The 25,694-nt window shown below is 53.4% G+C and carries 44 protein-coding genes and 1 pseudogene; 6 read left to right on the plus strand and 39 right to left on the minus strand.

From position 1 onward, the window contains the following. The first annotated feature begins 292 nt into the window (after positions 1 to 292). Positions 293 to 835 (plus strand): gamma carbonic anhydrase family protein, encoded by a 543-nt coding sequence (locus tag ACJ8PL_RS25180; RefSeq protein WP_004929699.1) that lies wholly within the window; start codon positions 293 to 295, stop codon positions 833 to 835. 40 nt (positions 836 to 875) lie between these two features. Here ACJ8PL_RS25180 and aroE read toward each other — a convergent pair whose 3' ends face one another. The 5 genes from aroE to dprA are packed head-to-tail and all read right to left on the minus strand — an operon-like array spanning position 876 to position 4,420. Next, complete coding sequence (gene aroE, locus ACJ8PL_RS25185) at positions 876 to 1,694, minus strand: shikimate dehydrogenase (protein WP_033639245.1); 819 nt, start codon at positions 1,692 to 1,694, stop codon at positions 876 to 878. Positions 1,695 to 1,705: 11 nt separating this feature from the next. After that, entirely contained in the window at positions 1,706 to 2,275 is a 570-nt protein-coding gene (gene tsaC / locus ACJ8PL_RS25190) for an L-threonylcarbamoyladenylate synthase type 1 TsaC (protein ID WP_016930312.1), read from the minus strand. A gap of 7 nt (positions 2,276 to 2,282) precedes the next feature. Further along, positions 2,283 to 2,828: a DNA topoisomerase family protein gene (locus tag ACJ8PL_RS25195; RefSeq protein ID WP_016930313.1), complete on the minus strand. Its 546-nt coding sequence runs from the start codon at positions 2,826 to 2,828 to the stop codon at positions 2,283 to 2,285. A 25-nt stretch (positions 2,829 to 2,853) separates the two neighbouring features. After that, positions 2,854 to 3,327, minus strand: coding sequence for a DUF494 family protein Smg (gene smg / locus ACJ8PL_RS25200; protein ID WP_004929707.1), 474 nt, complete (start codon positions 3,325 to 3,327; stop codon positions 2,854 to 2,856). Then, positions 3,299 to 4,420 (minus strand): DNA-protecting protein DprA, encoded by a 1,122-nt coding sequence (gene dprA / locus ACJ8PL_RS25205; protein ID WP_442531454.1) that lies wholly within the window; start codon positions 4,418 to 4,420, stop codon positions 3,299 to 3,301. Before dprA ends, smg begins: the two co-directional genes overlap by 29 nt. Before the next feature lie 133 nt (positions 4,421 to 4,553). On the opposite strand from dprA, the gene def reads away from it, so the two are divergent. From def to mscL, 5 genes are all read left to right on the plus strand, one after another. Beyond that, positions 4,554 to 5,063 (plus strand): peptide deformylase, encoded by a 510-nt coding sequence (gene def / locus ACJ8PL_RS25210; RefSeq protein ID WP_015379260.1) that lies wholly within the window; start codon positions 4,554 to 4,556, stop codon positions 5,061 to 5,063. Positions 5,064 to 5,080: 17 nt separating this feature from the next. Beyond that, positions 5,081 to 6,025: a methionyl-tRNA formyltransferase gene (gene fmt, locus ACJ8PL_RS25215; RefSeq protein ID WP_442531455.1), complete on the plus strand. Its 945-nt coding sequence runs from the start codon at positions 5,081 to 5,083 to the stop codon at positions 6,023 to 6,025. Between the two features lie 72 nt (positions 6,026 to 6,097). Beyond that, the gene (gene rsmB / locus ACJ8PL_RS25220; protein WP_442531456.1) at positions 6,098 to 7,387 is read left to right on the plus strand and encodes a 16S rRNA (cytosine(967)-C(5))-methyltransferase RsmB; all 1,290 of its coding nucleotides are present in this window, start codon (positions 6,098 to 6,100) and stop codon (positions 7,385 to 7,387) included. Positions 7,388 to 7,442: 55 nt separating this feature from the next. Continuing rightward, a complete protein-coding gene (gene trkA / locus ACJ8PL_RS25225) occupies positions 7,443 to 8,819 on the plus strand; it encodes a Trk system potassium transporter TrkA (protein ID WP_004929716.1) in 1,377 nt (458 codons plus the stop codon). A 137-nt stretch (positions 8,820 to 8,956) separates the two neighbouring features. Then, entirely contained in the window at positions 8,957 to 9,373 is a 417-nt protein-coding gene (gene mscL, locus ACJ8PL_RS25230; protein ID WP_025304493.1) for a large-conductance mechanosensitive channel protein MscL, read from the plus strand. Positions 9,374 to 9,431: 58 nt separating this feature from the next. Here the strand turns inward: mscL and ACJ8PL_RS25235 are convergent, their stop codons facing one another. The 34 genes and pseudogenes from ACJ8PL_RS25235 to ACJ8PL_RS25400 all read right to left on the minus strand — a co-directional run. Continuing rightward, positions 9,432 to 9,638 carry an alternative ribosome-rescue factor A gene (locus tag ACJ8PL_RS25235; protein WP_033639242.1) on the minus strand — a complete coding sequence of 69 codons (207 nt, stop codon included), beginning with the start codon at positions 9,636 to 9,638 and terminating at the stop codon, positions 9,432 to 9,434. 75 nt (positions 9,639 to 9,713) lie between these two features. Continuing rightward, positions 9,714 to 10,145, minus strand: a complete 432-nt coding sequence (gene zntR / locus ACJ8PL_RS25240; RefSeq protein WP_442531457.1) for a Zn(2+)-responsive transcriptional regulator — start codon at positions 10,143 to 10,145, stop codon at positions 9,714 to 9,716. Then, positions 10,145 to 10,519, minus strand: coding sequence for a DUF1992 domain-containing protein (locus tag ACJ8PL_RS25245; protein ID WP_016930322.1), 375 nt, complete (start codon positions 10,517 to 10,519; stop codon positions 10,145 to 10,147). Before ACJ8PL_RS25245 ends, zntR begins: the two co-directional genes overlap by 1 nt. 148 nt (positions 10,520 to 10,667) lie before the next feature. After that, the gene (rplQ, locus tag ACJ8PL_RS25250; RefSeq protein WP_004929726.1) at positions 10,668 to 11,057 is read right to left on the minus strand and encodes a 50S ribosomal protein L17; all 390 of its coding nucleotides are present in this window, start codon (positions 11,055 to 11,057) and stop codon (positions 10,668 to 10,670) included. A gap of 40 nt (positions 11,058 to 11,097) precedes the next feature. Beyond that, the gene (locus ACJ8PL_RS25255) at positions 11,098 to 12,087 is read right to left on the minus strand and encodes a DNA-directed RNA polymerase subunit alpha (RefSeq protein ID WP_002919219.1); all 990 of its coding nucleotides are present in this window, start codon (positions 12,085 to 12,087) and stop codon (positions 11,098 to 11,100) included. A 25-nt stretch (positions 12,088 to 12,112) separates the two neighbouring features. Continuing rightward, entirely contained in the window at positions 12,113 to 12,733 is a 621-nt protein-coding gene (gene rpsD / locus ACJ8PL_RS25260; protein WP_004929729.1) for a 30S ribosomal protein S4, read from the minus strand. A 30-nt stretch (positions 12,734 to 12,763) separates the two neighbouring features. Continuing rightward, entirely contained in the window at positions 12,764 to 13,153 is a 390-nt protein-coding gene (rpsK, locus tag ACJ8PL_RS25265; protein ID WP_004929731.1) for a 30S ribosomal protein S11, read from the minus strand. Between the two features lie 16 nt (positions 13,154 to 13,169). Then, positions 13,170 to 13,526 (minus strand): 30S ribosomal protein S13, encoded by a 357-nt coding sequence (gene rpsM, locus ACJ8PL_RS25270; protein WP_004929734.1) that lies wholly within the window; start codon positions 13,524 to 13,526, stop codon positions 13,170 to 13,172. Positions 13,527 to 13,674: 148 nt separating this feature from the next. Next, positions 13,675 to 13,791, minus strand: a complete 117-nt coding sequence (rpmJ, locus tag ACJ8PL_RS25275) for a 50S ribosomal protein L36 (RefSeq protein WP_002227352.1) — start codon at positions 13,789 to 13,791, stop codon at positions 13,675 to 13,677. Positions 13,792 to 13,824: 33 nt separating this feature from the next. Further along, a complete protein-coding gene (gene secY / locus ACJ8PL_RS25280) occupies positions 13,825 to 15,156 on the minus strand; it encodes a preprotein translocase subunit SecY (protein ID WP_004929740.1) in 1,332 nt (443 codons plus the stop codon). Between the two features lie 7 nt (positions 15,157 to 15,163). Then, on the minus strand, positions 15,164 to 15,598 hold the full coding sequence (gene rplO / locus ACJ8PL_RS25285; RefSeq protein WP_004929742.1) for a 50S ribosomal protein L15: 435 nt from the start codon (positions 15,596 to 15,598) through the stop codon (positions 15,164 to 15,166). Between the two features lie 3 nt (positions 15,599 to 15,601). Further along, entirely contained in the window at positions 15,602 to 15,781 is a 180-nt protein-coding gene (gene rpmD, locus ACJ8PL_RS25290; protein ID WP_048232028.1) for a 50S ribosomal protein L30, read from the minus strand. A gap of 6 nt (positions 15,782 to 15,787) precedes the next feature. Continuing rightward, complete coding sequence (gene rpsE, locus ACJ8PL_RS25295; protein WP_004929747.1) at positions 15,788 to 16,288, minus strand: 30S ribosomal protein S5; 501 nt, start codon at positions 16,286 to 16,288, stop codon at positions 15,788 to 15,790. 14 nt (positions 16,289 to 16,302) lie between these two features. Next, complete coding sequence (gene rplR / locus ACJ8PL_RS25300; protein ID WP_004929748.1) at positions 16,303 to 16,656, minus strand: 50S ribosomal protein L18; 354 nt, start codon at positions 16,654 to 16,656, stop codon at positions 16,303 to 16,305. 9 nt (positions 16,657 to 16,665) lie between these two features. Continuing rightward, positions 16,666 to 17,199, minus strand: coding sequence for a 50S ribosomal protein L6 (gene rplF, locus ACJ8PL_RS25305; RefSeq protein WP_004929751.1), 534 nt, complete (start codon positions 17,197 to 17,199; stop codon positions 16,666 to 16,668). A 14-nt stretch (positions 17,200 to 17,213) separates the two neighbouring features. Next, a complete protein-coding gene (rpsH, locus tag ACJ8PL_RS25310) occupies positions 17,214 to 17,606 on the minus strand; it encodes a 30S ribosomal protein S8 (protein ID WP_004929753.1) in 393 nt (130 codons plus the stop codon). Between the two features lie 30 nt (positions 17,607 to 17,636). Further along, a complete protein-coding gene (gene rpsN, locus ACJ8PL_RS25315; RefSeq protein ID WP_004929754.1) occupies positions 17,637 to 17,942 on the minus strand; it encodes a 30S ribosomal protein S14 in 306 nt (101 codons plus the stop codon). Between the two features lie 13 nt (positions 17,943 to 17,955). Then, positions 17,956 to 18,495: a 50S ribosomal protein L5 gene (rplE, locus tag ACJ8PL_RS25320; protein WP_004929756.1), complete on the minus strand. Its 540-nt coding sequence runs from the start codon at positions 18,493 to 18,495 to the stop codon at positions 17,956 to 17,958. Between the two features lie 14 nt (positions 18,496 to 18,509). Further along, positions 18,510 to 18,824 (minus strand): 50S ribosomal protein L24, encoded by a 315-nt coding sequence (rplX, locus tag ACJ8PL_RS25325; RefSeq protein ID WP_004929758.1) that lies wholly within the window; start codon positions 18,822 to 18,824, stop codon positions 18,510 to 18,512. A gap of 9 nt (positions 18,825 to 18,833) precedes the next feature. Next, positions 18,834 to 19,205, minus strand: a complete 372-nt coding sequence (gene rplN, locus ACJ8PL_RS25330) for a 50S ribosomal protein L14 (RefSeq protein ID WP_000613954.1) — start codon at positions 19,203 to 19,205, stop codon at positions 18,834 to 18,836. A gap of 172 nt (positions 19,206 to 19,377) precedes the next feature. Further along, entirely contained in the window at positions 19,378 to 19,632 is a 255-nt protein-coding gene (gene rpsQ, locus ACJ8PL_RS25335; RefSeq protein WP_004929760.1) for a 30S ribosomal protein S17, read from the minus strand. Continuing rightward, a complete protein-coding gene (gene rpmC / locus ACJ8PL_RS25340) occupies positions 19,633 to 19,824 on the minus strand; it encodes a 50S ribosomal protein L29 (RefSeq protein ID WP_004929762.1) in 192 nt (63 codons plus the stop codon). Then, the gene (gene rplP, locus ACJ8PL_RS25345) at positions 19,824 to 20,234 is read right to left on the minus strand and encodes a 50S ribosomal protein L16 (RefSeq protein WP_004929764.1); all 411 of its coding nucleotides are present in this window, start codon (positions 20,232 to 20,234) and stop codon (positions 19,824 to 19,826) included. Before rplP ends, rpmC begins: the two co-directional genes overlap by 1 nt. 12 nt (positions 20,235 to 20,246) lie before the next feature. Continuing rightward, a complete protein-coding gene (gene rpsC / locus ACJ8PL_RS25350; protein ID WP_004929766.1) occupies positions 20,247 to 20,945 on the minus strand; it encodes a 30S ribosomal protein S3 in 699 nt (232 codons plus the stop codon). Between the two features lie 17 nt (positions 20,946 to 20,962). Beyond that, the gene (gene rplV / locus ACJ8PL_RS25355) at positions 20,963 to 21,295 is read right to left on the minus strand and encodes a 50S ribosomal protein L22 (RefSeq protein ID WP_002223844.1); all 333 of its coding nucleotides are present in this window, start codon (positions 21,293 to 21,295) and stop codon (positions 20,963 to 20,965) included. Positions 21,296 to 21,309: 14 nt separating this feature from the next. Then, positions 21,310 to 21,588, minus strand: a complete 279-nt coding sequence (gene rpsS, locus ACJ8PL_RS25360) for a 30S ribosomal protein S19 (protein ID WP_004929772.1) — start codon at positions 21,586 to 21,588, stop codon at positions 21,310 to 21,312. A gap of 14 nt (positions 21,589 to 21,602) precedes the next feature. Further along, on the minus strand, positions 21,603 to 22,427 hold the full coding sequence (gene rplB, locus ACJ8PL_RS25365) for a 50S ribosomal protein L2 (protein ID WP_004929775.1): 825 nt from the start codon (positions 22,425 to 22,427) through the stop codon (positions 21,603 to 21,605). Positions 22,428 to 22,445: 18 nt separating this feature from the next. Further along, positions 22,446 to 22,748 carry a 50S ribosomal protein L23 gene (gene rplW / locus ACJ8PL_RS25370; protein ID WP_004929776.1) on the minus strand — a complete coding sequence of 101 codons (303 nt, stop codon included), beginning with the start codon at positions 22,746 to 22,748 and terminating at the stop codon, positions 22,446 to 22,448. Then, positions 22,745 to 23,350 carry a 50S ribosomal protein L4 gene (gene rplD / locus ACJ8PL_RS25375; protein ID WP_004929779.1) on the minus strand — a complete coding sequence of 202 codons (606 nt, stop codon included), beginning with the start codon at positions 23,348 to 23,350 and terminating at the stop codon, positions 22,745 to 22,747. The genes rplW and rplD overlap by 4 nt, the downstream gene beginning before the upstream one ends. Positions 23,351 to 23,360: 10 nt before the next feature. Beyond that, positions 23,361 to 23,990, minus strand: coding sequence for a 50S ribosomal protein L3 (gene rplC, locus ACJ8PL_RS25380; protein WP_015379265.1), 630 nt, complete (start codon positions 23,988 to 23,990; stop codon positions 23,361 to 23,363). A 32-nt stretch (positions 23,991 to 24,022) separates the two neighbouring features. Next, positions 24,023 to 24,334: a 30S ribosomal protein S10 gene (gene rpsJ, locus ACJ8PL_RS25385; protein ID WP_001181005.1), complete on the minus strand. Its 312-nt coding sequence runs from the start codon at positions 24,332 to 24,334 to the stop codon at positions 24,023 to 24,025. A 378-nt stretch (positions 24,335 to 24,712) separates the two neighbouring features. Next, positions 24,713 to 25,192: a bacterioferritin gene (gene bfr, locus ACJ8PL_RS25390; protein WP_004929784.1), complete on the minus strand. Its 480-nt coding sequence runs from the start codon at positions 25,190 to 25,192 to the stop codon at positions 24,713 to 24,715. Positions 25,193 to 25,265: 73 nt separating this feature from the next. Further along, a complete protein-coding gene (bfd, locus tag ACJ8PL_RS25395) occupies positions 25,266 to 25,460 on the minus strand; it encodes a bacterioferritin-associated ferredoxin (RefSeq protein ID WP_015379266.1) in 195 nt (64 codons plus the stop codon). Positions 25,461 to 25,591: 131 nt separating this feature from the next. Next, positions 25,592 to 25,694: pseudogene (locus ACJ8PL_RS25400) on the minus strand (EF-Tu/IF-2/RF-3 family GTPase); the annotation flags it as partial.

The following is a 25,694-nucleotide window of genomic DNA, read 5'->3' on the forward strand; positions in this document are numbered from 1 at the left end:
TTCCTCTTTCAGAGTCAACCCTAATTTTCAGGATTTTTTCTCTTTCTTCCCGGCCGCTGTGTGAAGTGAATCACTTGCGCCGTGTCGATGGAGGCGCATTATAGGGATCCGAGTTTTTTGCACAACCCCTTTTTTGATCTTTTCTTTCCGTTTGCACACTTTTCAGCCCTTCCGGGTGGATCTTGTGCGATCAGGGCCATTTTCCGCAGGATCCGGCGCGGCGACTGGTTGTAATTCCATCGCCAGGGTCTAGTATTGCCGGTAAATATGATCCCGACGTGAGGCAAGCACCATGTCCGATGCAGTACGTTCTTATCTTCAATACACACCCAAACTCGGTCAACGCGTCTTGATCGATCCTTCCAGCGTGGTGATCGGTGACGTCGATCTGGCGGATGACGTCAGCATCTGGCCGTTGGTCGCCATTCGCGGTGACGTCAATGCGGTAAAGATCGGCGCGCGCAGCAATATTCAGGACGGCAGCGTGCTGCATGTGACTCATCGCTCCGAACATAACCCCGACGGTTATCCCCTGCTTATTGGAGAAGACGTGACCGTTGGCCATAAAGCGATGCTGCACGGCTGCGCCATCGGCAACCGGGTGCTGGTCGGTATGGGATCGATCCTGTTGGACGGCGTAGTCGTAGAAGACGATGTGATGATTGGCGCCGGCAGTTTGGTAGCGCCGGGCAAACGCCTGGCCAGCGGCTATCTTTATATGGGTAGCCCGGCACGCCAGGTTCGGCCTTTGACCGCCGCCGAGTTGGAGGGATTGCTTTATTCTTCTAACAACTATGTACGCTGGAAAGATGAATACCTGTCGGAAGACATCTGACGGGCTCCCCGTTCCCTATAAAGAGAACGGGGTAGGGGATTTATGCCGCCAGTTCGCTGCGCAGCTGGCGTAATACCGGTTCGATCTCTGGCATCACTCCGTGCCAAAGCAGGAAAGCATGCGCCGCCTGCCCCACCAACATGCCCAGCCCATCGGCATATTCCGTTGCCCCTTGCTGCTGCGCCCAGGCTAGGAACGGCGTGACGCCCTGCTGATAGAACATGTCATAGCAACGGGTTTGCGCGTTGACTACGCCCGTAGGCAACGCCGGGATCTCTCCACTGATGCCGGATGCCGTCGCATTGATCACCAGATCAAAAGCTTGTTGACCCAATTGATCCATCGGCACCGCCGAGATCTCCCCCAGATGCCGGAAAGCGTCGGCCAACTCTTGGGCCCGGCTGAAGGTGCGGTTGGTGATCGTGAGCCGGCAGCCGAAAGACAGCAGCGGCAGGATCACGCCGCGCGCCGCGCCGCCGGCGCCCACCAGCAGAATGCGATCCTGCGGCCGGATCAATTGCTGACGCTGCAGATCGGTCAGCAAACCGATGCCGTCGGTGTTATCCCCCAATAGGCCACCATTCGGCAACACCTTCAGGGTATTGACCGCCCCGGCCATCGCTGCACGCTCGCTCAGCTCAGAAGCAGCCGAATAAGCTCGCTCCTTGAAAGGCACCGTGACGTTCGCCCCCTGCCCTCCGGCGCGGATAAATTCCTGCAGGCTGATTTCAAAACCGTCCAGCGGCGCCAGCACTGTTCCATAAGGATGCTCTATGTCAGTCTGGGCTGCGAACAGCGCATGAATTCGCGGCGACTTGCTGTGGCCGATAGGGTTGCCAAATACCGCAAACTTCTCCATGCCCATTTCCTCTAGCCCTGACGGATCTGTTCGCCGGTCAGAGCATCTCTGATTTCGGAAGGATTAAGACGGCCGCCTACCTTGCCGGCCAATACCGGGAAAGCCTCGCCAAATTGCCGTGTGACCTCATCCGCGCTGCGGCACGGTTCCAGCCCACTGAGATTGGCGCTGGTCGACACCAGCGGCTTGCCGTACTGCCGGCACAGCAACTGCACCAACGGATGATCGCTGACGCGCACCGCCAGTGAACTGAAACGCCCGGTCAACAAACGCGGCGTCTCCGGGCGAGCAGGCAACACCCAGGTTACCGGCCCAGGCCAGCTGGCGAACATCGTCGCGCGCTGCTGTTCGCTGAGCGTACTGTCGTCAATATAAGGCTTAAGCTGCGCATAGTCGGCGGCGATCAGAATCAGCCCCTTTTCCCACGGCCGCTGTTTCAACGCCAGCAGCGCATTGACCGCCTGTTCGCTGTCGGGATCGCAACCCAGGCCGAATACCGCTTCGGTGGGATAGGCAATCACCTGCTGTTGATGCAAAGCATCGATGATAGATAAAAGGTTCGGGCTTAATTCTGAATTCATGATGTGATTATTCTGTAGTCGCAACGGGTTTCCCGCACAGCTTGCTGGCACAGCACAGGACGGGGCCTTTTGCCGTGCGCTTTTCCATCAGCAGCGGATAATGGCAATAGACGCATTCACCGGCGACGGGTTTAACGTTGAGAGCAAACTGGCATTCCGGGTAACGATCGCAGGAGTGGAAAACCTTGCCGTAACGCGACTTGCGCTGCAACAGTTTGCCTTGGCCGCACTGCGGACAGGTAATGGCGGTTTCATCAGGCTTATCGATCACTTCAGTGTGATCGCACTGCGGATAATCGCTGCAGCCGATAAACATGCCATAGCGCCCCTGGCGCAGCACCAACGTCGCCTGACATTTCGGGCACGGTTGCCCGTCCAACACCTTGACGATATGGCCATCGGCCTGTGCTTTCAGCGGCCGAATATATTGGCATTCAGGGTACTGGGAACAGCCGAGAAAAGGGCCGTGGCGACCGCTACGGATCACCAGCTCGGCCCCGCATTCCGGACAGGGTTCATTTTGCCTGGCGGCAAAAATCGCGTTTTTTGTCATAACGTCTTCTATGCGCGTTATCGGCTCAATGCAGATAACCTTCGTTCACTTCAAACAACAGTTCTTCCATTTGCTGATAGGCGCTTTCATATCCGGGGATATTAAACAGCACCATCAACACGACCCATTTCAGATCTTCGAGATCGAATTCCGCATTATCCAAAGCCATAACGCGGTCGATAACCATTTCACGGGTTTCGAGGTTCAATACCTGAATCTGTTCCAGGAACAGGAGAAAACCACGGCAGCCGGCGTCCAAACGCGCGCTTTCCTCTTCGGTATAGATCCGCATCGCCAGCGGATCGGCATCCATAAAGTAAGGCGCATTTTGACCTTCTTGCAGGTCGGCCAACTTCTCAAGCCAATTCAACGCGTTGTAGATATCATCCTGATGAAACCCCGCTTGGGCGAGATCATCGGTCAGTTGATCCTGATCGACGCGCATCTCTGGTTCATTGTGGATATAAGTTTCAAACAAGTACATGAGTACGTCGAACATGGCTTGCCCTCCTTAATCGGACATAGCCGCCGGGTACAGCTGCGATCCACCCTGCTAACTCCAGTTCGAGTAACTTGATTACCACCTCTGGCACAGGTTGGCCGGCACGTTCAGCGACGACGTCAACAGGTGTCACCTCATCTCCTACGTTAGCCAACACATCGGCAAATGGCAATTCAACTTCAGCCTGCGACGCACAAATAGTTGTATTTTCGTTCAGTGGCAACCATTGGAGGCCGCTTCCCAGCAATTCGGCGATATCTTTCGGCCCAGTCACCAGATGCGCGCCCTGTTGGATCAGCCAGTGCGTGCCTTCGCTCATCGGGTTCCCTAACGGCCCCGGCAAGGCGAATACCTCACGCCCCTGCTCCAGCGCATAGCGAGCTGTCACCAGGGTACCGCTGCGCAACGAGGCTTCTATGACCAGAACGCCCTGGCTCAGCCCGCTGATAATGCGGTTACGGCGAGGAAAATGGTCGGCCAGGGGCAAATCGGTGACCAAATGATCTGAAATCACCGCACCGCCCTGCTCGACTATCTGCTCCGCGAGCCGGCGGTGCCGGCGCGGATAGATATTGCCCAGCCCGCTGCCCAACACCGCAATCGTGCACCCCCCGGCCGCCAGCGCCGCGCGATGGCAAATGCCGTCGATGCCGATCGCCAAACCGCTGGTGATGGTGAAACCGCAACGCGCCAATTCCTCGGCGAAATGGTGAGCCCAACGCTCGCCGTAGTGGCTGAACTGCCGGCTGCCCACCATGGCGAGCTGCGGGTGCGACAACGCCTGAGGATCGCCTTCGATCAGCAAAAATAGCGGCGCATCGTCGATCTGGGCCAGGCGTTCGGGATAACCGGCCGCCCCATAGTTCAGCATACGGTGCGCCGGCAGCTCCAACCAACGCAGGCTGGCCGACAGATAACCGGGATCCAACTGGTTGAACTGCGTCTGCTGCCGTTCGTTCAATCCCAGCTCATGCAGCACGCGGCGAGGCTCGCAACCCATTTGCGATAGCTGCTGCACGATCCGGCTGGCCACGACGGTCTGCAGCCCCGTTACCCCCCGCATCCGTAAAGCGATCTCTTCCGGCCGCATCTTCTGTTCCCTCAGCAAAAACGGTGGTATTACCAATCTGAGCAATTGGTGCACAATGCTGTCAATCAGGTCGGGAAATGTCTAGAATAGAGGTTAAACCTCGTTCATTACTCGGATACAGATCTAAAGATATATGTCAGTCTTGCAGGTATTACATTTCCCAGACGAGCGTCTGCGCAAAGTCGCAGCGCCGGTAAAAGAAGTCAATGCAGATATCCAGCGCATCGTGGATGATATGTTTGAAACCATGTACGCAGAGGAAGGCATTGGCCTGGCTGCGACTCAGGTGGATATCCATCAGCGCATTATCGTGATCGACGTCTCCGAGAATCGCGATCAGCGCCTGGTGTTGATCAACCCGGAGCTGCTGGAAAAAAGCGGTGAAACCGGCATCGAGGAAGGCTGTCTTTCCATTCCCGAGCAGCGTGCGTTAGTGCCGCGCGCCGCGCAGGTGAAGATCCGCGCACTGGATCGTGAAGGCAAACCTTTCGAGCTGGAAGCGGACGACCTGTTGGCGATCTGCATCCAGCACGAGATGGATCACCTGATGGGCAAACTGTTCGTCGATTACCTGTCGCCGCTCAAGCGTCAGCGCATTCGTCAGAAACTGGAAAAAATGGCCAAGCTTCAAGCCCGCGCCTAACCGATCAGGAAATCAACGTGTCTGACTCTTTACGGATTATTTTCGCCGGAACACCAGACTTCGCAGCGCGTCATCTTGACGCGCTGTTGTCATCTGAGCACCAGATTGTCGGCGTTTTTACCCAGCCCGACCGCCCGGCGGGCCGCGGCAACAAGCTGACGCCAAGCCCGGTCAAAGTGCTGGCCGAGCAACACCTACTGCCGGTATTTCAGCCCAAATCGCTGCGCCCCGAAGAGAACCAGCGCCTGGTGGCCGATCTCAACGCCGACGTGATGGTGGTGGTGGCCTACGGGCTGATCCTGCCGCAGGCGGTGCTGGATATGCCGCGTCTCGGTTGCATCAACGTACATGGCTCGCTGCTGCCTCGCTGGCGCGGCGCGGCGCCGATCCAGCGTTCGCTCTGGGCCGGTGACAGCGAAACCGGCGTGACCATCATGCAGATGGACGTCGGTCTCGATACCGGTGACATGATGCACAAGATTGCCTGCCAGATTGAGAGCAGCGATACCAGCGCCAGTCTCTACGACAAGTTGGCCCAGCTCGGCCCGCAGGGCATGTTGACTACGCTGCGCCAAATGGCAGACGGCAGCGCCACCCGCGAAGTGCAGGACGAAGCGCTGGTCACCTACGCCGAGAAACTGAGCAAAGAAGAAGCCCGCCTGGACTGGACACTGTCCGCTGCCCAGTTGGAGCGCTGCATCCGCGCCTTCAACCCTTGGCCGGTCAGCTACTTCACCATCGACGATCAACCGGTGAAAGTGTGGCAGGCCAGCGTACTGGCACAAAGCGCCAACGCGGAGCCAGGCACCGTTGTCCATGCCGACAAGCACGGTATCCAGGTGGCGACTGCCGACGGTATCCTCAACCTGATCCAACTGCAGCCCGCCGGCAAGAAACCGATGTCGGCGCAAGACCTTTTAAATTCACGTCGTGAATGGTTTACCCCGGGTAACCGGCTGTAAGTCGCTCCACTGCCCGGCCGTTCATCGCCGGGCCGTTATTTTCTTAATGCCGATCGTTATCAGCTTCAGCCTATGAAAAATAATTACAATCTCCGCAGCATCGCTGCCAAAGCCATCGGCCAGGTGCTGGATCAGGGGCAGTCGCTCAGCACTGTCCTGCCGGCGCTGCAAACCTCCATCAGCGATAAAGATCGCGGATTGCTGCAGGAGCTGTGTTTCGGCACGTTGCGCGTGCTGCCGCAGCTCGAATGGTGCATTCAGCAATTGATGGCCAAGCCGCTGACCGGTAAGCAGCGTACGCTGCACTACTTGCTGATGGTCGGCCTGTATCAGTTGCTGTATACCCGCATCCCGGCGCACGCCGTGTTGGCGGAAACCGTAGAAGGCGCGGTGGCGCTGAAACGGCCGCAGTTGAAAGGCCTGATTAACGGCGTCTTGCGGCAATTCCAGCGCCAGCAGGAAGAGCTGCTGCAGCGCGCCTCTAACAATGACAGCCGCTATCTGCACCCGAGCTGGTTGCTGAAACGCATTCAACAAGCTTATCCCGCCAACTGGGAACAGATCGTCGACGCCAATAACCAGAAACCGCCGATGTGGCTGCGCGTCAACCGCCTGCATCACACCCGTGACGCTTATCTGCAGCTGCTGAGCGACGCCGGCATCGCCGCGGAAACTCATTCAGACTATGCCGATGCGGTGCGTTTGCTGGCGCCTTGCGCCGTGACCGATCTGCCAGGGTTCGCCGAAGGCTGGGTCACCGTGCAAGATGCCTCAGCCCAGGGGTGTGTCGATCTGTTGGATCCGCAAGACGGCGAACAGATCCTCGACCTGTGCGCCGCACCCGGCGGCAAAACCACGCATATTCTGGAAACGGCGCCGAAAGCGCACGTCATGGCGGTCGATATCGACGAACAGCGCCTGGCGCGAGTCAAAGAGAACCTGCAGCGTCTGCGTTTGCACGCAGAGGTTAAATTGGGCGATGGCCGCACTCCGCAGCAGTGGTGCGGGGACAAACAGTTCGATCGTATCCTGCTGGACGCGCCTTGTTCCGCCACCGGCGTGATCCGCCGTCACCCCGACATCAAATGGCTGCGCCGCGATCGCGACATCGCCGAACTCGCCGCACTGCAGGCAGAAATTCTGGAAGCCGTCTGGCCGCATCTAAAACCAGGCGGCGTGATGGTTTACGCCACCTGCTCTATCCTGCCGGATGAAAACAGCAGCCAGATCGCCGCGTTCTTGCAACGCCACGCCGATGCCAAGCTGGTTGAAACCGGCGATGCGCAACGGCCAGGGCGACAGAATATCCCGCATCCCGAGGACGGCGATGGCTTCTTTTACGCTAAGCTGATTAAAATGTAATGCTTCAGGGCGTGCGTGCGCGCCCTAAGTCTTTCAGTGTGAAGCAGAGAACACGATGAAAATAATTATTCTTGGTGCCGGTCAGGTTGGCGGGACGCTGGCGGAAAACCTGGTGGGTGAAAACAACGATATCACCGTCGTCGATACCGATTCCGGCCGCTTGCGCCAACTACAGGATAAATTCGATTTGCGGGTGGTTCAGGGACATGGTTCCCACCCTCGGGTGCTGCGCGAAGCCGGCGCAGAAGACGCCGACATGCTGGTCGCCGTCACCAACTCCGACGAAACCAACATGATCGCCTGCCAGATCGCCTATTCTCTGTTTAACACCCCCAACCGTATCGCCCGTATCCGCGCGCCGGAATATATCCGCGAGTCGGAAAAACTGTTCCTGCCGGAAGCGGTGCCAATCGACCATCTGATTTCGCCGGAGCAGCTGGTCATCGACTATATCTACAAGCTGATTGAATACCCTGGCGCCCTGCAGGTGGTTAACTTCGCCGAAGGCAAGGTCAGCATCGCCGCGGTTAAAGCCTATTACGGCGGCCCGCTGGTCGGCAATGCGCTCTCTTCAATGCGCGAGCACATGCCGCATATCGACACCCGCGTCGCCGCTATTTTCCGCCAGGACAGACCGATCCGTCCGCAGGGCTCGACCATTATCGAAGCCGGCGATGAAGTTTTCTTCGTCGCCGCCTCACAGCATATCCGCGCGGTGATGAGCGAACTGCAGCGGCTGGAAAAACCCTATAAGCGCATCATGATCGTCGGCGGCGGCAACGTCGGCGCCGGCCTGGCCGCCAAACTGGAAAAAGACTACAACGTCAAACTGATCGAGCGGAATCAGCAACGCGCCGCCGAACTGGCCGAACAGCTGCACGATACCATCGTGTTCTACGGCGATGCCTCCGATCAGGAGCTGCTGGCCGAAGAGCACGTCGAGCAGGTGGATGTTTTCATCGCCATCACCAACGACGATGAGGCCAACATCATGTCCGCCATGCTGGCTAAGCGCATGGGCGCCAAGAAGGTGATGGTGCTGATCCAGCGCCGCGCCTATGTCGACCTGGTGCAGGGCAGCGTGATTGATATCGCCATTTCACCGCAGCAGGCGACCATCTCCGCCCTGTTGGGGCACGTGCGCAAAGCGGATATCGTCAGCGTTTCGTCGCTGCGCCGCGGCGTGGCGGAAGCGATCGAAGCGATTGCACACGGCGATGAAAGCACGTCCAAAGTGGTCGGCCGCATCGTCGAAGATATCAAGTTGCCACCGGGGACGACCATCGGTGCGATCGTGCGTGGCGATGACGTGATCATTGCCAACGGCAACAGCAAAATCGAACAGGGCGATCACGTCATCATGTTTATTACCGACAAGAAATTCGTGCCTGACGTTGAACGCTTGTTCCAACCGAGCCCGTTCTTCTTGTAGAACGAATTTATTTGGCTATGGTCTATAATCGCGTGGTTGTTCTCTGCCTTGGGAGGAGATAAAACTTCTCTCCTTTTGTGGCAAAGGGAAATTGCTTTGTTAAACTTGAGTTATTAATTCTGCAAGGGGTGCGTTCTATGAGTATGTTGAAAGAGTTTCGCGAATTTGCCATGCGTGGCAACGTGGTCGATCTGGCCGTCGGTGTGATTATCGGTGCCGCATTCGGCAAGATTGTTTCGTCCTTCGTGGCTGATATCATCATGCCACCACTGGGCTTACTGATCGGCGGCGTCGACTTTAAACAGTTCCATCTGGTGTTACGCGAAGCTCAGGGCGCCGTACCGGCGGTGGTAATGAACTACGGTTCATTCATCCAAACCGTATTCGACTTCGTGATTGTCGCCTTCGCCATCTTCCTGGCGATTAAATTGATGAACAAAATGCGCCGCAAACAGGAAGAAGCGCCCGCAGCGCCGCCGGCACCTACCGCAGAAGAGAAACTGCTGACGGAAATCCGTGATTTGCTGAGCCAGCAACAGCAGCCAAAACTGTAAGACAGCGTTTGGTTATGCCAATAAAAAGCCACCTGATGAAGGTGGCTTTTTTAATGCCTTAAAACCAGAAGGCCAATGGTAAATTATCGCTTGATAGTTTACCACTGGCCTCCCAGTTACCGCCTTTGTTGTGTTTTTCTTTACGCCGATAGCTGCCTTTGCCTTTCACATTCTTTTCTACCCGCTGACGGAATAGCGGATCATGCAGCAGTGCCTCAATGGCGTTATCTTGAATCTGACCTTTGGTGTGACGATATTTCGTCATGATAATGCTCCTGTAAAAGGTAGGGTAATAAAACGAGCCGATAATACTGCCGGCAATATAAAAATTAAAGTGCCGTCAGCAACCTTCTTTGCCTTTATCATCGCTGGCGCCCTGTTCCAAGGCTTCCAGAATAGAACAATAGTTGCTGGTATGGGCAGTGCCGCAGCAGGCGTCGCTCAAGCGTTTCAACGATTCGCGCATGCGAGTCAGCTCCGCCAACTTACTTTCCACTTCGCTCAGGCGAGCATCGACGATCGACTTCGACTCCTGGCAGGTATGATGTTCAGGATCAACCCGGATCGACAGCAGTTCGGCGATCGTTTCCAGAGTAAAGCCCAACTGTTTGGCATAGCGAATAAAACGCAGCCGCTGCAGATCCTGCTCGGTGTAGAGTCGATAACCGCCCTCTGTGCGGACATTGTGATCCATCATGCCCTGCTTTTCATAGTAACGCACGGTATCCGGCGTCACTTCGGCAAGCTTGGCCAACTGACCTATCTTGAACATTACTTCTCCTCCCGAGTGAATTTACCGTCCAGCGCGCGCTGATATTCGCCATGCAAGAAATCGGTGCTCATCCCAGCCTGACGCAACCGATGTTCCAGCAGTGCCATGCGCTTGCTGAGATCGACATAGTCCGGATGCTCACTGTTGATCCCTTGCAGTAAGTGAGCAACGGTCAACGCCTCTTTGCGATCTTCCAGCGCCGGCGGCAGGTAACCGGCATTTTTCAGCAGACGGTAACCGGCGCGCAGCTCAGCAGGCACCGCGCTGTCATCGTCCAGCACCAGCGGTTGGCCCTGGCCGGGCAGATTGTCGAACTCGCCTTTATCCTGGGCATCAAGGATATGACGTTCCGCCCATTGGTCAAGCAACCCCATAACAGACAGTCTCAGTGAGCCTATTGAATGAGTCTTAGCATAACGGATAGGGGCGAGGATCTTAAGCACGGCGGGGGAATTGAGCACATTTGGCGGGATTTGGACGTAAAAAAACCGGGCAAGCCCGGTTTTTTTACGCGTCTACAGATTACTCTGCAGTTGCTACTTCTGCTTGAGACTCAGCACGATCAACCAGCTCGATGTATGCCATCGGCGCGTTGTCGCCTGCGCGGAAGCCACACTTCAGAATGCGAGTGTAACCACCGGCACGGCTCGCGAAACGCGGGCCCAGCTCGTTAAACAGTTTTGCCACGATCTCGTTATCACGAGTACGGGCGAATGCCAGACGACGATTAGCTACGCTGTCGGTCTTGGCAAGAGTAATCAGCGGCTCAACAACGCGACGCAGCTCTTTTGCTTTTGGCAGGGTCGTCTTGATGATCTCATGACGAACCAAAGAGCCGGCCATGTTACGGAACATAGCCTGGCGATGGCTGCTGTTACGGTTCAGTTGACGACCACTCTTACGATGGCGCATGACCTTATCCTTCTCAGTAAAACCTTAACCTGTGATCCGGTTACTCGTCAGCAATGCTTGCCGGCGGCCAGTTTTCCAGGCGCATGCCCAGAGACAGACCACGTGAGGCCAGCACGTCTTTAATCTCGGTAAGAGATTTTTTACCCAGGTTTGGCGTTTTCAGCAACTCAACCTCGGTACGCTGTACCAGATCACCGATGTAGTGGATAGCTTCTGCCTTGAGGCAGTTAGCAGAGCGGACAGTCAATTCCAGATCGTCAACAGGGCGCAGCAAGATCGGATCGAATTCCGGTTTCTCTTCTTTAACTTCCGGCTGACGCACATCACGCAGGTCAACGAAAGCTTCAAGTTGTTCAGCCAGAATGGTGGCCGCACGGCGGATCGCCTCTTCAGGATCGATCGTGCCATTGGTCTCCATTTCGATGACCAGCTTATCCAAGTCAGTACGCTGTTCTACACGCGCAGCTTCAACATTGTAGGCGATACGCTCTACAGGGCTGTAGCAGGCGTCAACCAACAGACGACCGATTGGGCGCTCATCTTCTTCCGAATGAATTCGGGCAGAAGCCGGCACATAACCGCGACCGCGCTGAACTTTGATACGCATGCTGATAGCCGCGTTCTCATCAGTCAGGTGGCAAATCACGTGCTGAGGCTTGACGATTTCGACATCACCATCATGGGTGATGTCGGCAGCGGTCACAGGGCCAATGCCAGATTTATTCAGGGTAAGAATAACTTCGTCTTTGCCTTGAACTCTCACCGCCAGCCCTTTCAGGTTGAGCAGGATCTCCAGGATATCTTCCTGTACGCCTTCTTTGGTGCTGTACTCATGCAGTACACCATCAATCTCAACCTCGGTCACCGCGCAACCCGGCATAGATGAAAGCAGAATACGGCGCAGTGCGTTGCCAAGAGTATGGCCAAAGCCACGCTCTAAAGGCTCAAGGGTCACCTTGGCGTGCGTCGAACTGACTTGCTCGATATCTACCAGGCGCGGTTTTAGAAACTCTGTCACAGAACCCTGCATTGTGTCCTCTCTTTGGTACTAAGCTTTACTTGGAGTAAAGCTCGACGATCAGGTGTTCGTTAATGTCCGCAGACAGATCGGTACGTTCAGGCATACGCTTGAACACGCCTTCCATCTTAGCAGCATCAACTTCCAGCCAAGTCGGCTTTTCACGCTGCTCAGCCAGCTCCAGAGAAGCTTTAACACGAGACTGCTTTTTAGCTTTCTCGCGGATGCTGACTACGTCATTCGGAGATACCTGATAAGAAGCGATGTTAACAACGCGACCGTTTACCATAACTGCTTTGTGGCTAACCAGCTGACGTGACTCTGCACGAGTAGCGCCGAAGCCCATACGGTAAACAACGTTGTCCAGACGACCTTCCAGCAGCTGCAACAGGTTTTCACCGGTGTTGCCCTTCAGGCGGGTTGCTTCTTTGTAATAGTTGCGGAATTGACGCTCCAGAATGCCGTACATACGACGAACTTTCTGCTTCTCACGCAACTGAACACCGTAATCAGACAGACGCGGTTTACGCGCACCGTGCTGACCAGGTGCTTGTTCAATTTTACACTTGGAATCGATCGCGCGAACGCCAGACTTAAGGAACAGGTCTGTGCCCTCACGACGGCTCAGCTTGAGCTTAGGACCCAAATATCTTGCCATTTTCTTTCTCCAACAATCCTAAAAGCTGCGTTACACGCGGCGCTTTTTCGGCGGACGACAACCGTTATGAGGGATCGGAGTCACATCAGTAATGTTAGTGATGCGGAAACCAGCCGCGTTCAGAGCGCGGATAGTAGACTCACGACCAGGACCAGGTCCTTTAACCATAACTTCCAGGTTCTTGATACCGTATTCTTTCACTGCGTCAGCACAACGTTCTGCTGCAACCTGTGCTGCGAACGGAGTGGACTTACGAGAACCACGGAAACCGGAACCACCGGCTGTTGCCCAACCCAAAGCATTACCCTGACGATCAGTGATGGTAACGATGGTGTTGTTGAAAGAAGCATGGATATGAGCCACGCCGTCAGAGACTTGCTTTCTTACACGCTTACGTGTACGAACAGGTGCCTTTGCCATTATTCAATAACCCCGATTATTTCTTGATCGGCTTGCGCGGACCCTTACGGGTACGAGCGTTGGTCTTGGTGCGCTGACCGCGTACCGGCAGACCACGACGATGACGCAAACCACGATAGCAACCAAGGTCCATAAGACGCTTGATGCTCAGGGTAATTTCACGACGCAAATCACCCTCAACGGTGTATTTGGCAACTGCATCACGAAGCTTTTCGATTTGCTCTTCAGACAGCTCACTGATCTTAACATTTTCAGCAATACCCGTGGATGCACAGATAGCCTGTGAACGGGTTTTACCGATACCGAAGATCGACGTTAAGGCGATAACGGTATGTTTATGATCAGGAATGTTAATGCCTGCTATACGGGCCACTATGCACTCCTACTATTTTATACAGCAACACCATTCTGAAAAGCCCGTTTTCAGGATACTCAAATAATGTTGCAGTGCGACATACAAAAGATTGGCTGGCTAATCTAGCCAGCTCAACCCAACTTTGCAAGAAAAATATGCGAGATAATCAGCCTTGACGCTGTTTATGCTTCGGCTCGGCGCTGCAAATCACACGAACGACACCGTTACGCTTAACGATTTTGCAGTTACGACATAATTTCTTGACGGAAGCACGAACTTTCATTTTTACTCTCCGTAACTTCTCAAACGAATCTGACTAGCGGTTATAGCCTTTCAGATTTGCTTTCTTCAATGCAGACTCGTACTGACTTGACATCATCAGAGTTTGCACTTGAGCCATAAAGTCCATGATGACGACAACCACGATCAGTAGCGAGGTACCACCAAAGTAGAATGGTACTTTCATTGCATCACGCATGAACTCCGGGATCAGGCAGATGAAAGTAATGTACATCGCGCCCACCAGGGTTAAACGCGTCATTACTTTATCGATATACTTCGCCGTTTGCTCTCCCGGACGAATTCCTGGTACGAAGGCACCGGACTTCTTCAGGTTATCTGCTGTCTCACGCGGGTTGAAGACCAACGCCGTGTAGAAGAAACAGAAGAAGATGATTGCAGACGCATAGAGTAACACATAAAGCGGTTGCCCTGGCTGCAAATACAGCGAAATCGTAGTCAGCCAGTTCCAACCGGTACCGCCCCCAAACCATGATGCAATCGTGGCCGGGAACAGAATAATGCTGGAAGCGAAAATCGCCGGGATAACGCCCGCCATGTTCACTTTCAACGGTAAGTGTGTACTCTGTGCTGCATAAACACGACGACCTTGTTGACGCTTCGCATAGTTAACGACGATACGACGTTGACCACGCTCGATGAAAACAACGAAGAAGGTTACTGCAAACACCAATACTGCAACCAACAGCAGCAGGAGGAAGTGCAGGTCGCCTTGCCGCGCTTGCTCGATAGTATGGGCCACTGCCGGCGGGAGCCCCGCTACAATACCCGCGAAGATAATGATCGAGATACCGTTGCCGATACCGCGCTCAGTAATCTGCTCACCCAGCCACATCAGGAACATTGTCCCGGTTACCAGGCTCACAACCGCAGTAAAGTAGAATGCAAAGCCTGGGTTTAACACCAGGCCCTGCATACCAGGCATATTCGGCAGACCGGTAGCAATACCGATCGACTGGAATATGGCCAATACCAGCGTACCGTAGCGGGTGTACTGGCTAATCTTGCGACGGCCAGCCTCCCCTTCTTTCTTGATTTCCGCCAACGCTGGATGAACCACCGTCAGCAGCTGGATAATGATCGACGCCGAGATATACGGCATGATCCCCAGAGCAAAGATAGAAGCACGGCTGAGGGCACCACCAGAGAACATGTTAAACATTTCAATGATAGTGCCTCTCTGCTGCTCAAGCAATTTGGCAAGCACAGTGGCATCGATACCAGGAATCGGAATGAAAGAGCCGATGCGGAAGACAATCAGCGCGCCGATGACAAACAAAAGTCTGCGCTTCAGCTCGCCGAGCCCGCCTTTAGCACTTTGAAAATCTAATCCTGGTTGCTTAGCCATCTGCTACTTATTCCTCAATTTTACCGCCAGCAGCCTCGATAGCAGCACGAGCGCCTTTGGTGACACGCAGACCACGCAGGGTTACCGGACGAGCGACTTCGCCAGAAAGTACAACTTTCGCGAATTCGATCTGGACACCAACTACGTTAGCGGCTTTCAGCGCGTTCAGGTCGATAACATCGCCTTCAACCAGAGCCAGTTCAGACAGACGAACTTCTGCCGTGATCATCGCTTTGCGTGAAGTGAAGCCGAATTTCGGCAGACGACGGTACAGAGGCATCTGACCACCTTCGAAACCACGACGTACGCCACCGCCAGAACGAGACTTCTGACCTTTGTGACCACGGCCGCCGGTTTTACCCAGGCCAGAACCAATACCACGACCTACACGCTTAGGCGCATGCTTGGCACCTTCAGCCGGAGACAGAGTATTTAAACGCATCTGTTACTCCTCAACTTTAACCATGTAGGAAACCAGGTTGACCATACCGCGAACAGCAGGAGTATCCTCGCGCTCTACGGTGTGACCAATACGACGCAGACCCAGACCGAGCAGAGTAGCTTTATGCTTCGGCAGACGGCCAATTGAGCTGCGAGTTTGTGTAACTTTAATAGTCTTAGCCATGGTCAATTACCCCAGAATGTCGGCAACGGATTTACCACGCTTAGCAGCGACCATTTCAGGAGACTTCATATTCGCCAGAGCGTCGATAGTTGCACGAACCACGTTGATCGGGTTGGTGGAACCATAAGCTTTAGCCAATACGTTGTGCACCCCAGCAACTTCGAGAACGGCGCGCATTGCACCGCCCGCGATGATACCGGTACCTTCATGAGCAGGCTGCATGAACACGCGAGAACCCGTGTGAGCGCCCTTAACAGGGTGCTGCAGGGTGCCGCTGTTCAGCGCGACGTTCATCATGTTGCGACGGGCTTTTTCCATCGCTTTCTGGATCGCTGCTGGAACTTCGCGTGCTTTGCCGTAGCCAAAACCAACGCGACCGTTACCATCACCAACTACAGTCAGTGCGGTAAAGCTGAAAATACGGCCACCTTTTACGGTTTTAGATACGCGGTTTACCGCGATCAGCTTTTCCTGCAGTTCGCCAGCTTGTTTTTCGATGTGAGCCATCTTAAACCTCTTCCTTAGAACTGAAGGCCAGCTTCACGGGCAGCATCTGCCAGTGCCTGGACTCGACCATGATATTGGAAACCGGAACGGTCAAAGGATACTTTCGCAATCCCTTTTTCCAACGCGCGCTCAGCCAGAGCTTTACCTACGGCTGCTGCTGCGTCTTTGTTACCGGAATACTTCAGTTGCTCCGCGATAGCTTTTTCTAAAGTAGAAGCGGCTACCAGTACTTCAGAACCGTTTGGAGCAATCACCTGTGCGTAAATGTGACGCGGGGTACGATGTACCACCAGGCGGGTTGCACCCAGCTCTTGGAGCTTGCGGCGTGCGCGGGTCGCACGACGGATACGAGCAGATTTCTTATCCATAGTGTTACCTTACTTCTTCTTAGCCTCTTTGGTACGCACGACTTCGTCGGCGTAACGAACACCCTTGCCTTTGTAAGGCTCAGGACGACGGTAAGCGCGCAGATCTGCTGCTACCTGGCCAATTACCTGCTTATCAGCGCCTTTCAGCACGATTTCAGTTTGGCTTGGGCATTCAGCAGTGATACCTGCCGGCAGCTGGTGATCGATAGGGTGAGAGAAGCCCAGGGCCAAATTCACCACGTTGCCTTTAACGGCAGCACGATAACCAACACCTACCAGTTGAAGCTTCTTGGTGAAGCCTTCGGTAACACCAACAACCATTGCGTTCAGCAGAGCGCGCGTGGTACCCGCTTGGGCCCATGCGTTAGCAAAACCTTCGCGCGGAGCGAAAGTCAGTGCGTTAGCTTCTTGCTTCACTTCAACGGCGTCGTGGATAGTACGAGTCAACTCGCCGTTTTTACCCTTAATCGAAATAACCTGACCGTTGAGTTTTACCTCTACGCCGGCAGGAATGACGACGGGTGCTTTTGCAACACGAGACATTCTTTCCTCCCGAATTAAGCTACGTAGCAGATAATCTCGCCACCCAGACCAGCCTGGCGAGCTGCACGATCGGTCATAACACCTTTAGAGGTAGAAACAACAGCGATACCCAAACCGGCCATAACTTTTGGCAGCTCATCTTTTTTCTTGTAGATGCGCAGACCTGGACGGCTGATACGTTGAATGCTTTCTACCACAGCTTTGCCCTGGAAGTACTTCAGTACCAGTTCCAGAACAGGCTTGGCGTCGCCTTCGATTTTGAAATCTTCAATAAAACCTTCTTCCTTCAGCACGTTGGCAATTGCCACTTTCAGCTTGGAGGAAGGCATGGTGACCGCAACTTTGTTCGCGGCTTGACCGTTACGGATACGGGTCAGCATATCCGCGATCGGATCTTGCATGCTCATCTGTCTTTACTCCCGTGATTCAATTGGTAATTACCAGCTAGCCTTTTTCAAGCCTGGTACTTCACCGCGCATAGCGGCTTCACGAAGCTTAATACGGCTCAACCCGAATTTGCCCACATAACCATGTGGACGGCCAGTTTGGCGGCAGCGTTTACGCTGACGAGACGGGCTGGAATCACGCGGCAGAGTTTGCAGCTTGAGAACGGCATTCCAACGATCTTCATCGGATGCGTTCACATCAGAGATAATAGCTTTCAGTTCAGCGCGTTTTGCAAAGAACTTGTCAGCTAATTTCACGCGCTTGACTTCGCGTGCTTTCATTGATTGCTTAGCCATCAGTAACCCTGCCTTACTTGCGGAACGGGAAGTTAAAAGCAGCCAGCAGCGCGCGGCCTTCATCATCAGATTTCGCAGTAGTGGTAATGGTAATATCCAAACCACGAACGCGATCGACTTTGTCGTAGTCGATTTCTGGGAAGATGATTTGCTCACGCACGCCCATGCTGTAGTTGCCACGGCCATCGAATGACTTGGCGGACAGGCCACGGAAGTCACGGATACGTGGAACAGCAATGGAGATCAGACGCTCAAAGAACTCCCACATGCGTTCGCCACGCAGAGTTACTTTACAGCCGATCGGATAGCCCTGACGGATTTTGAAGCCTGCAACAGATTTGCGGGCTTTGGTGATCAACGGTTTTTGACCGGAGATGGCTGCCAGGTCCGCTGCGGCGTTATCCAGCAGTTTCTTGTCAGCAATCGCTTCACCAACACCCATGTTCAGGGTGATCTTCTCGACCCGAGGGACTTGCATGACAGAGTTGTAATCAAACTGAGACATCAGTTGTTTGACTACCTCGTCTTTGTAGTAATCATGCAGTTTCGCCATCGTATTACTCCAAATTACTTGATAGTTTCGCTGTTAGACTTGAAGAAACGGACTTTTTTGCCGTCTTCGAATCTAAAGCCTACACGGTCAGCCTTGCCGGTAGCCGCGTTGAAGATAGCAATGTTAGAAACCTGAATTGCAGCTTCTTTCTCAACAATGCCGCCTGGTTGGTTCAGAGCCGGAACCGGCTTCTGGTGTTTCTTAACCAGGTTGATGCCTTCAACAATGACCTTGCCAGCAGACAGGACATTTTTTACTTTACCGCGCTTACCTTTGTCTTTCCCGGTAATCACGATAACTTCGTCATCACGACGGATCTTCGCTGCCATGTTCGCTCCTTAGAGTACTTCTGGTGCCAGAGAGATAATTTTCATGAACTTCTCATTACGCAGTTCACGAGTTACCGGCCCAAAAATACGCGTACCGATTGGCTGCTCGCTGTTATTGTTCAAAATAACGCATGCATTGCCATCGAAGCGAATGACAGAACCGTCCGGGCGACGTACACCCTTCTTGGTGCGCACCACTACCGCCTTCAGAACATCGCCTTTCTTCACCTTACCGCGAGGAATTGCTTCCTTGATGGTAATTTTGATGATGTCGCCGACGCCTGCGTAGCGACGGTGCGAGCCACCTAGAACCTTGATACACATTACGCGACGTGCACCGGAGTTGTCGGCGACGTTCAGCATAGTCTGTTCTTGGATCATTTTAGTGCTCCGCTAATGTCAACTACTACTTTAAAGACCCAAGTAAAAATTAGGCCGTTGAAAAGCCCCATAACCGAGGGCGCAGCATTATAACACCGCTTACTTGGTATGGGTAGAAAAAATAAACGGCTCATTTTCTGAGCCGTTTATTAAGTGAGAGCCAGCTACTCTATTACAGAATCGCTTTCTCTACAACGCGAACCAACGTCCAGGACTTGGTCTTGGACAGTGGGCGGCATTCGCGGATTTCCACCACGTCGCCGGTACCACATTCGTTGTTCTCGTCATGTACGTGCAGCTTGGTCGTACGTTTGATGAATTTCCCGTAGATCGGGTGCTTCACAGTACGCTCGATAGCAACAACGATGGATTTCTCCATTTTATCGCTAACAACACGACCCTGCAGGGTACGGATAACTTCAGTCATTTACACACCCGCCTTTTGAGTCAGTAAAGTCTTAACGCGTGCGACGTCACGACGCACTTGTTTCAACAGGTGAGTTTGTTGCAGCTGGCCACTGGCCGCCTGCATGCGCAAGTTGAATTGCTCACGCAGCAGGTTGAGCAGCTCGGCATTCAGCTCTTCAACGCTTTTTTCACGCAGCTCTTGTGCTTTCATTACATCACCGTCTTAGTTACAAAGGTGGTTTTGATCGGCAGTTTCGCTGCTGCCAGTTTGAATGCCTCGCGGGCAACCTCTTCTGGCACGCCGTCCATTTCGTACAGGACCTTACCAGGCTGGATCAGGGCAACCCAATACTCCACGTTACCCTTACCTTTACCCATACGCACTTCCAGCGGCTTCTCGGTGATCGGTTTGTCCGGGAATACACGGATCCAGATCTTGCCTTGACGCTTAACTGCACGAGTCATTGCACGACGAGCTGCTTCGATTTGACGAGCAGTCAGACGGCCACGGCCAACAGCTTTCAGACCGAAAGTGCCGAAGCTAACATCCGTACCTTGCGCCAGACCACGGTTGCGGCCCTTGTGCACCTTACGGAATTTTGTACGCTTTGGTTGTAACATCAGCGACTCTCCTTACTTGCGGCCTTTACGCTGCTGCTTTTTAGGTTGAGCAGCCGGTTCCGGTTGTTCAACTGCAGCCATACCACCCAGGATCTCACCTTTGAAGATCCATACCTTAACGCCGATTACACCATAAGTGGTGTGCGCTTCAGATGTGTTGTAGTCGATGTCCGCACGCAGAGTGTGCAATGGAACACGACCTTCGCGGTACCATTCGGTACGTGCGATTTCGGCGCCGCCAAGACGGCCGCTTACTTCAACTTTGATACCTTTAGCGCCAAGACGCATTGCGTTCTGTACTGCACGCTTCATAGCACGACGGAACATAACGCGACGTTCCAGCTGAGAAGTGATGCTGTCAGCAACCAATTTAGCGTCGAGTTCCGGTTTACGGACTTCGGCGATGTTGATCTGTGCAGGAACGCCAGCGATGTCCGCTACGACCTTGCGCAGTTTTTCGACGTCTTCACCTTTCTTGCCGATAACGATGCCTGGGCGAGCAGTGTGAATGGTCACACGGATGCTCTTCGCAGGACGCTCGATAACGATGCGAGAAACGGAAGCTTTCGACAGTTCCTTAGTCAGGAATTGACGAACTTTAAAGTCGCTGTCCAGGTTGTCAGCGAATTCTTTGGTATTCGCATACCAAGTAGAGTTCCAAGGTTTGACAATACCCAGGCGAATACCATTAGGATGTACTTTCTGACCCATTGCTAGTCTCCAGAGTCTCAGCGATCGGACACAACCACAGTAATGTGGCTGGTGCGCTTCAGGATGCGATCTGCACGACCTTTTGCACGCGGCATAATGCGCTTCATGCTTGGGCCTTCGTCTACGAAGATTTTCGTAACTTTCAGATCATCGATGTCAGCGCCATCGTTGTGTTCTGCGTTAGCAATGGCAGACTCCAGCACTTTCTTAACCAGACCAGCAGCTTTCTTGTTGGTGTAGGTCAGAGTTTCCAGAGCTTGCGACACTTTCTTACCGCGAATCAGGTCAGCAACAAGGCGAACCTTCTGAGCAGAAGAACGAGCGTGGCGATGTTTAGCGATAGTTTCCATCTCTTCCTCCTACCTTAGCGCTTTTTAGCTTTTTTATCAGCCGCATGGCCGCGATAAGTACGAGTCGGCGCGAATTCACCCAGTTTGTGACCGACCATTTCATCGGAAACGAACACTGGTACGTGCTGACGACCATTATGGACAGCGATGGTCAAACCGATCATGTTAGGAAAGATCGTTGAACGACGGGACCAAGTGCGCAAAGGCTTCTTGTCACCGCTTTCCACCGCTTTCTCTACCTTCTTCAGCAAGTGCAGGTCAATAAAAGGACCTTTCTTGAGAGAACGTGGCATGGCTTATCCTCTAATTATTTTTTGCTACGGCGACGTACGATGAACTTATCAGTACGCTTGTTGCTACGGGTCTTCTTACCTTTGGTCTGAACGCCCCACGGAGTTACCGGGTGCTTACCAAAGTTACGACCTTCACCACCACCGTGCGGGTGATCTACCGGGTTCATCGCCGTACCGCGAACGGTAGGACGAACACCACGCCAACGTGCAGCACCTGCTTTACCCAGAACGCGAAGCATGTGTTCAGCGTTACCGACTTCACCCAGGGTGGCGCGGCAATCAGCTGGAACTTTACGCATTTCGCCGGAGCGCAGACGCAGAGTTACGTAGGAACCATCACGAGCAACGATCTGAACGTAGGCACCAGCGGAGCGAGCCATCTGGCCGCCTTTACCTGGTTTCATTTCTACGTTGTGAACCGTTGAACCAACTGGAATGTTGCGCATCGGCAGGGTGTTACCCGCTTTGATTGCAGCATCAACGCCAGATTGAATCTGGTCACCAGCTTTCAGGCCTTTCGGCGCCAGGATGTAACGGCGTTCGCCGTCTTTGTACAGAACCAGCGCGATGTTCGCGGAACGGTTCGGATCGTACTCCAGACGCTCAACCACAGCAGGGATACCGTCTTTGTTGCGCTTGAAGTCAACCAGACGATAATGTTGCTTGTGGCCACCACCGATATGACGGGTGGTGATACGGCCATTGTTGTTACGACCACCGCTTTTGCTCAGTTTTTCCAGCAGCGGGGCATAAGGTTTACCCTTGTGCAGCTCAGGGTTAACCACTTTAACAACGTGGCGACGACCCGGAGATGTAGGTTTACATTTAACAATTGCCATTGTTCTTACTCCTCCGACTTACTCTGCGCCGCCGATGAAGTCCAGATTCTGGCCTTCTTTCAGGGTGACGTAAGCTTTTTTCCAGTCGCTACGACGACCAACACGCTGACCGTGACGCTTCACTTTCCCTTTAACTACCAGGGTGTTCACGTCTTTGACTTCGACTTCAAACAGTTTCTGCACTGCAGCTTTGATTTCTGCTTTGGTCGCGTCTTTGGCAACTTTGAGAACGATGGTGTTGCTTTTTTCCATCGCAGCGGATGCTTTTTCAGATACGTGCGGTGCACGCAGCACTTTCAGCAAACGTTCTTCACGGATCATGCCAGCATCTCCTCAACTTGCTTCACAGCATCAGCAGTCATAACCACTTTGTCGAAGGCGATCAGGCTAACCGGATCGATACCTGCTACATCGCGCACGTCAACCTTGTACAGGTTGCGAGCTGCCAGGAACAGATTCTCATCCAGTTCACCGGTCACGATCAGCACGTCTTCCAGAGCCATATCTTTCAGTTTCTGTGCCAGCAGCTTAGTTTTAGGCGCTTCTACAGAGAACTTCTCGACAACGATCAGACGATCTTGACGTACCAGTTCGGACAGGATGCTTTTCAGCGCGCCGCGGTACATCTTTTTGTTTACTTTCTGACTGTGGTCCTGTGGCTTAGCAGCAAAGGTCACGCCGCCTGAACGCCAGATCGGGCTCTTTACAGAACCTGAACGCGCACGGCCGGTGCCTTTCTGACGCCATGGCTTTTTGCCGGAACCAGTTACTTCAGCACGGGTCTTCTGAGCACGAGTACCTTGACGGGCACCTGCTGCATAAGCAACAACAACCTGGTGTACCAGCGCTTCGTTGAAATCACGACCGAAGGTAGTTTCGGAAACAGTCAGCGCGCTTTGCGCGTCTTTCAATACTAATTCCATTGCTATCCCCTTACGCCTTCACAGCTGGTTTAACGATCAGGTTGCCACCGGTTGCGCCCGGTACAGCACCCTTAACCAGCAGCAGGTTGCGCTCAGCGTCAACACGTACTACGTCCAGGCTTTGAACGGTTACGCGCTCATCACCCAGGTGGCCAGCCATTTTCTTGCCTTTGAACACTTTGCCCGGAGTCTGGTTCTGACCGATAGAACCCGGAACGCGGTGAGACAAGGAGTTACCGTGGGTAGCGTCTTGGGTACGGAAGTTCCAGCGCTTAACAGTGCCAGCAAAACCTTTACCTTTAGAAGTACCGGTAACATCGACTTTTTTAACGTCAGCGAAGATTTCTACGCTAATTTCCTGACCTGCAGCGAATTCTTGACCTTCTTCCAGGCGGAATTCCCACAGACCACGGCCAGCTTCAACGCCAGCTTTAGCGAAATGGCCCGCTTCCGGCTTGGTTACACGGTTAGCTTTTTTGCTACCAGTGGTAACCTGAACGGCACGGTAACCGTCGGTGTCCAGGCTTTTAACCTGAGTCACGCGGTTCGCTTCAATTTCAATTACGGTTACTGGGATAGAAACGCCATCTTCAGTGAAGATACGGGTCATACCCACTTTTTTACCGACTAAACCAATCATTGTTTCAACCTCTCAATCGCTCAATGACCTGATTAACCCAGGCTGATCTGCACGTCTACACCGGCAGCCAGATCCAGACGCATCAGAGCATCAACGGTTTTCTCGGTTGGCTCAACGATGTCAACCAGACGCTTGTGAGTGCGAATCTCGTACTGATCGCGCGCGTCTTTGTTAACGTGCGGAGAGATCAGAACGGTAAAGCGCTCTTTGCGAGTTGGCAGCGGGATCGGACCACGGACTTGCGCACCAGTGCGCTTTGCAGTCTCGACGATTTCCGCGGTTGATTGATCGATCAGACGATGATCAAACGCTTTCAGGCGGATACGGATTCTTTGGTTCTGCATGAGACCAGAGCTCCAATTATTTATAAACGTAAATAATTACTCCTCACACCCATTTCGATTGATGGGGGAGTGTAATCGTCAACATATAACCCCCATATCGGGAGTATTGTTCGAAAGGCAAAAAAGGCCTGCCAATCGACTGATTCGCTAAAATCAGGCTTACCAAGATTAGGTAAGCCCGCGCATTATACGCAAAATGGCCCAGGAAGCAAGTCGCAGTTGGAAATATGCTCAGGAAATCGTCATTTTTGCGCTTTCAGCGACGGTCACGGGATGAAGGCGGCGATCAAGGTATGAATTATGCTTGGCGGGCAGCTCCCCTGCCCCACCGTAAAAACGGTCACCGGCAGGAGAGGCGATGACGAACGGAAGGCAGGCTTACTCTTTGCGCTCTAAAATCTGGGCCTGGGCATAGTTTTGAATGCCGAGGCGAGCGATCAGATCCAGCTCGGTTTCCAGCCAGTCGATATGCTCTTCTTCATCGGCCAGAATGTCGATCATCAAATCACGGCTGACATAATCGTGAATCGAGTCGGCGTAGGCGATACCTTCGCGCAGGTTCTTGGCACCCGCCAATTCCAGCGCCAGATCGGAACGCAGCATCTCTTCAATGTCTTCGCCGATGTTCAGCTTGCCGAGGTCTTGCAGATTAGGTATTCCTTCCAGGAACAGGATGCGTTCAATGTAGCGATCGGCATGTTTCATTTCGTCGATCGACTCGTGGTATTCCTTATCGTTGAGGCGCATTAAACCCCAATTCTTGAACATGCGGGCGTGCAGGAAATATTGATTGATGGCAACCAGCTCGTTGCCGAGCAGTTTGTTGAGGTGAGCAATGATCTTTTTATCGCCTTTCATAGGTAACTCCTCCTGGCCAGTTCTAAAAGTGTAGAACCTGTAAGCCAAGAGTCAAAAATAACCTTACCCTTTGTTAGGCAACTTCATGCATTGGGATGATAGTTCCGCGTTCCTCCACCATAATCTGTCTTGCCTGACGAATGCACTTTCCACAATCGGTACCAATCGGCACAAGTTCACGTAGTTGCTTCATGGTATGGGGGTTGTGCTGACGCACCGCATTACGGATCGCTTTGTCAGTCACCGCATTACACAGACATACATACATAGAGAGACTCACTTCTTAACCAATGCATTGAGTCTAAATAGGAATGGTTTTTATTTCAATTAAGATTTGTACAAATTGCATAAAAAAAGGGCACCTAAGTGCCCTTTTTTGTGTCGAAAAATTATTCGCGATTAAGCGATAACTTTAGCAACAACACCAGCGCCTACAGTACGGCCGCCTTCACGGATTGCGAAACGCAGACCGTCGTCCATCGCGATTGGGTGAATCAGGGTT

The organism is Serratia sp. CY83965 (genome assembly GCF_052166375.1).
Classification (GTDB): domain Bacteria; phylum Pseudomonadota; class Gammaproteobacteria; order Enterobacterales; family Enterobacteriaceae; genus Serratia; species Serratia marcescens.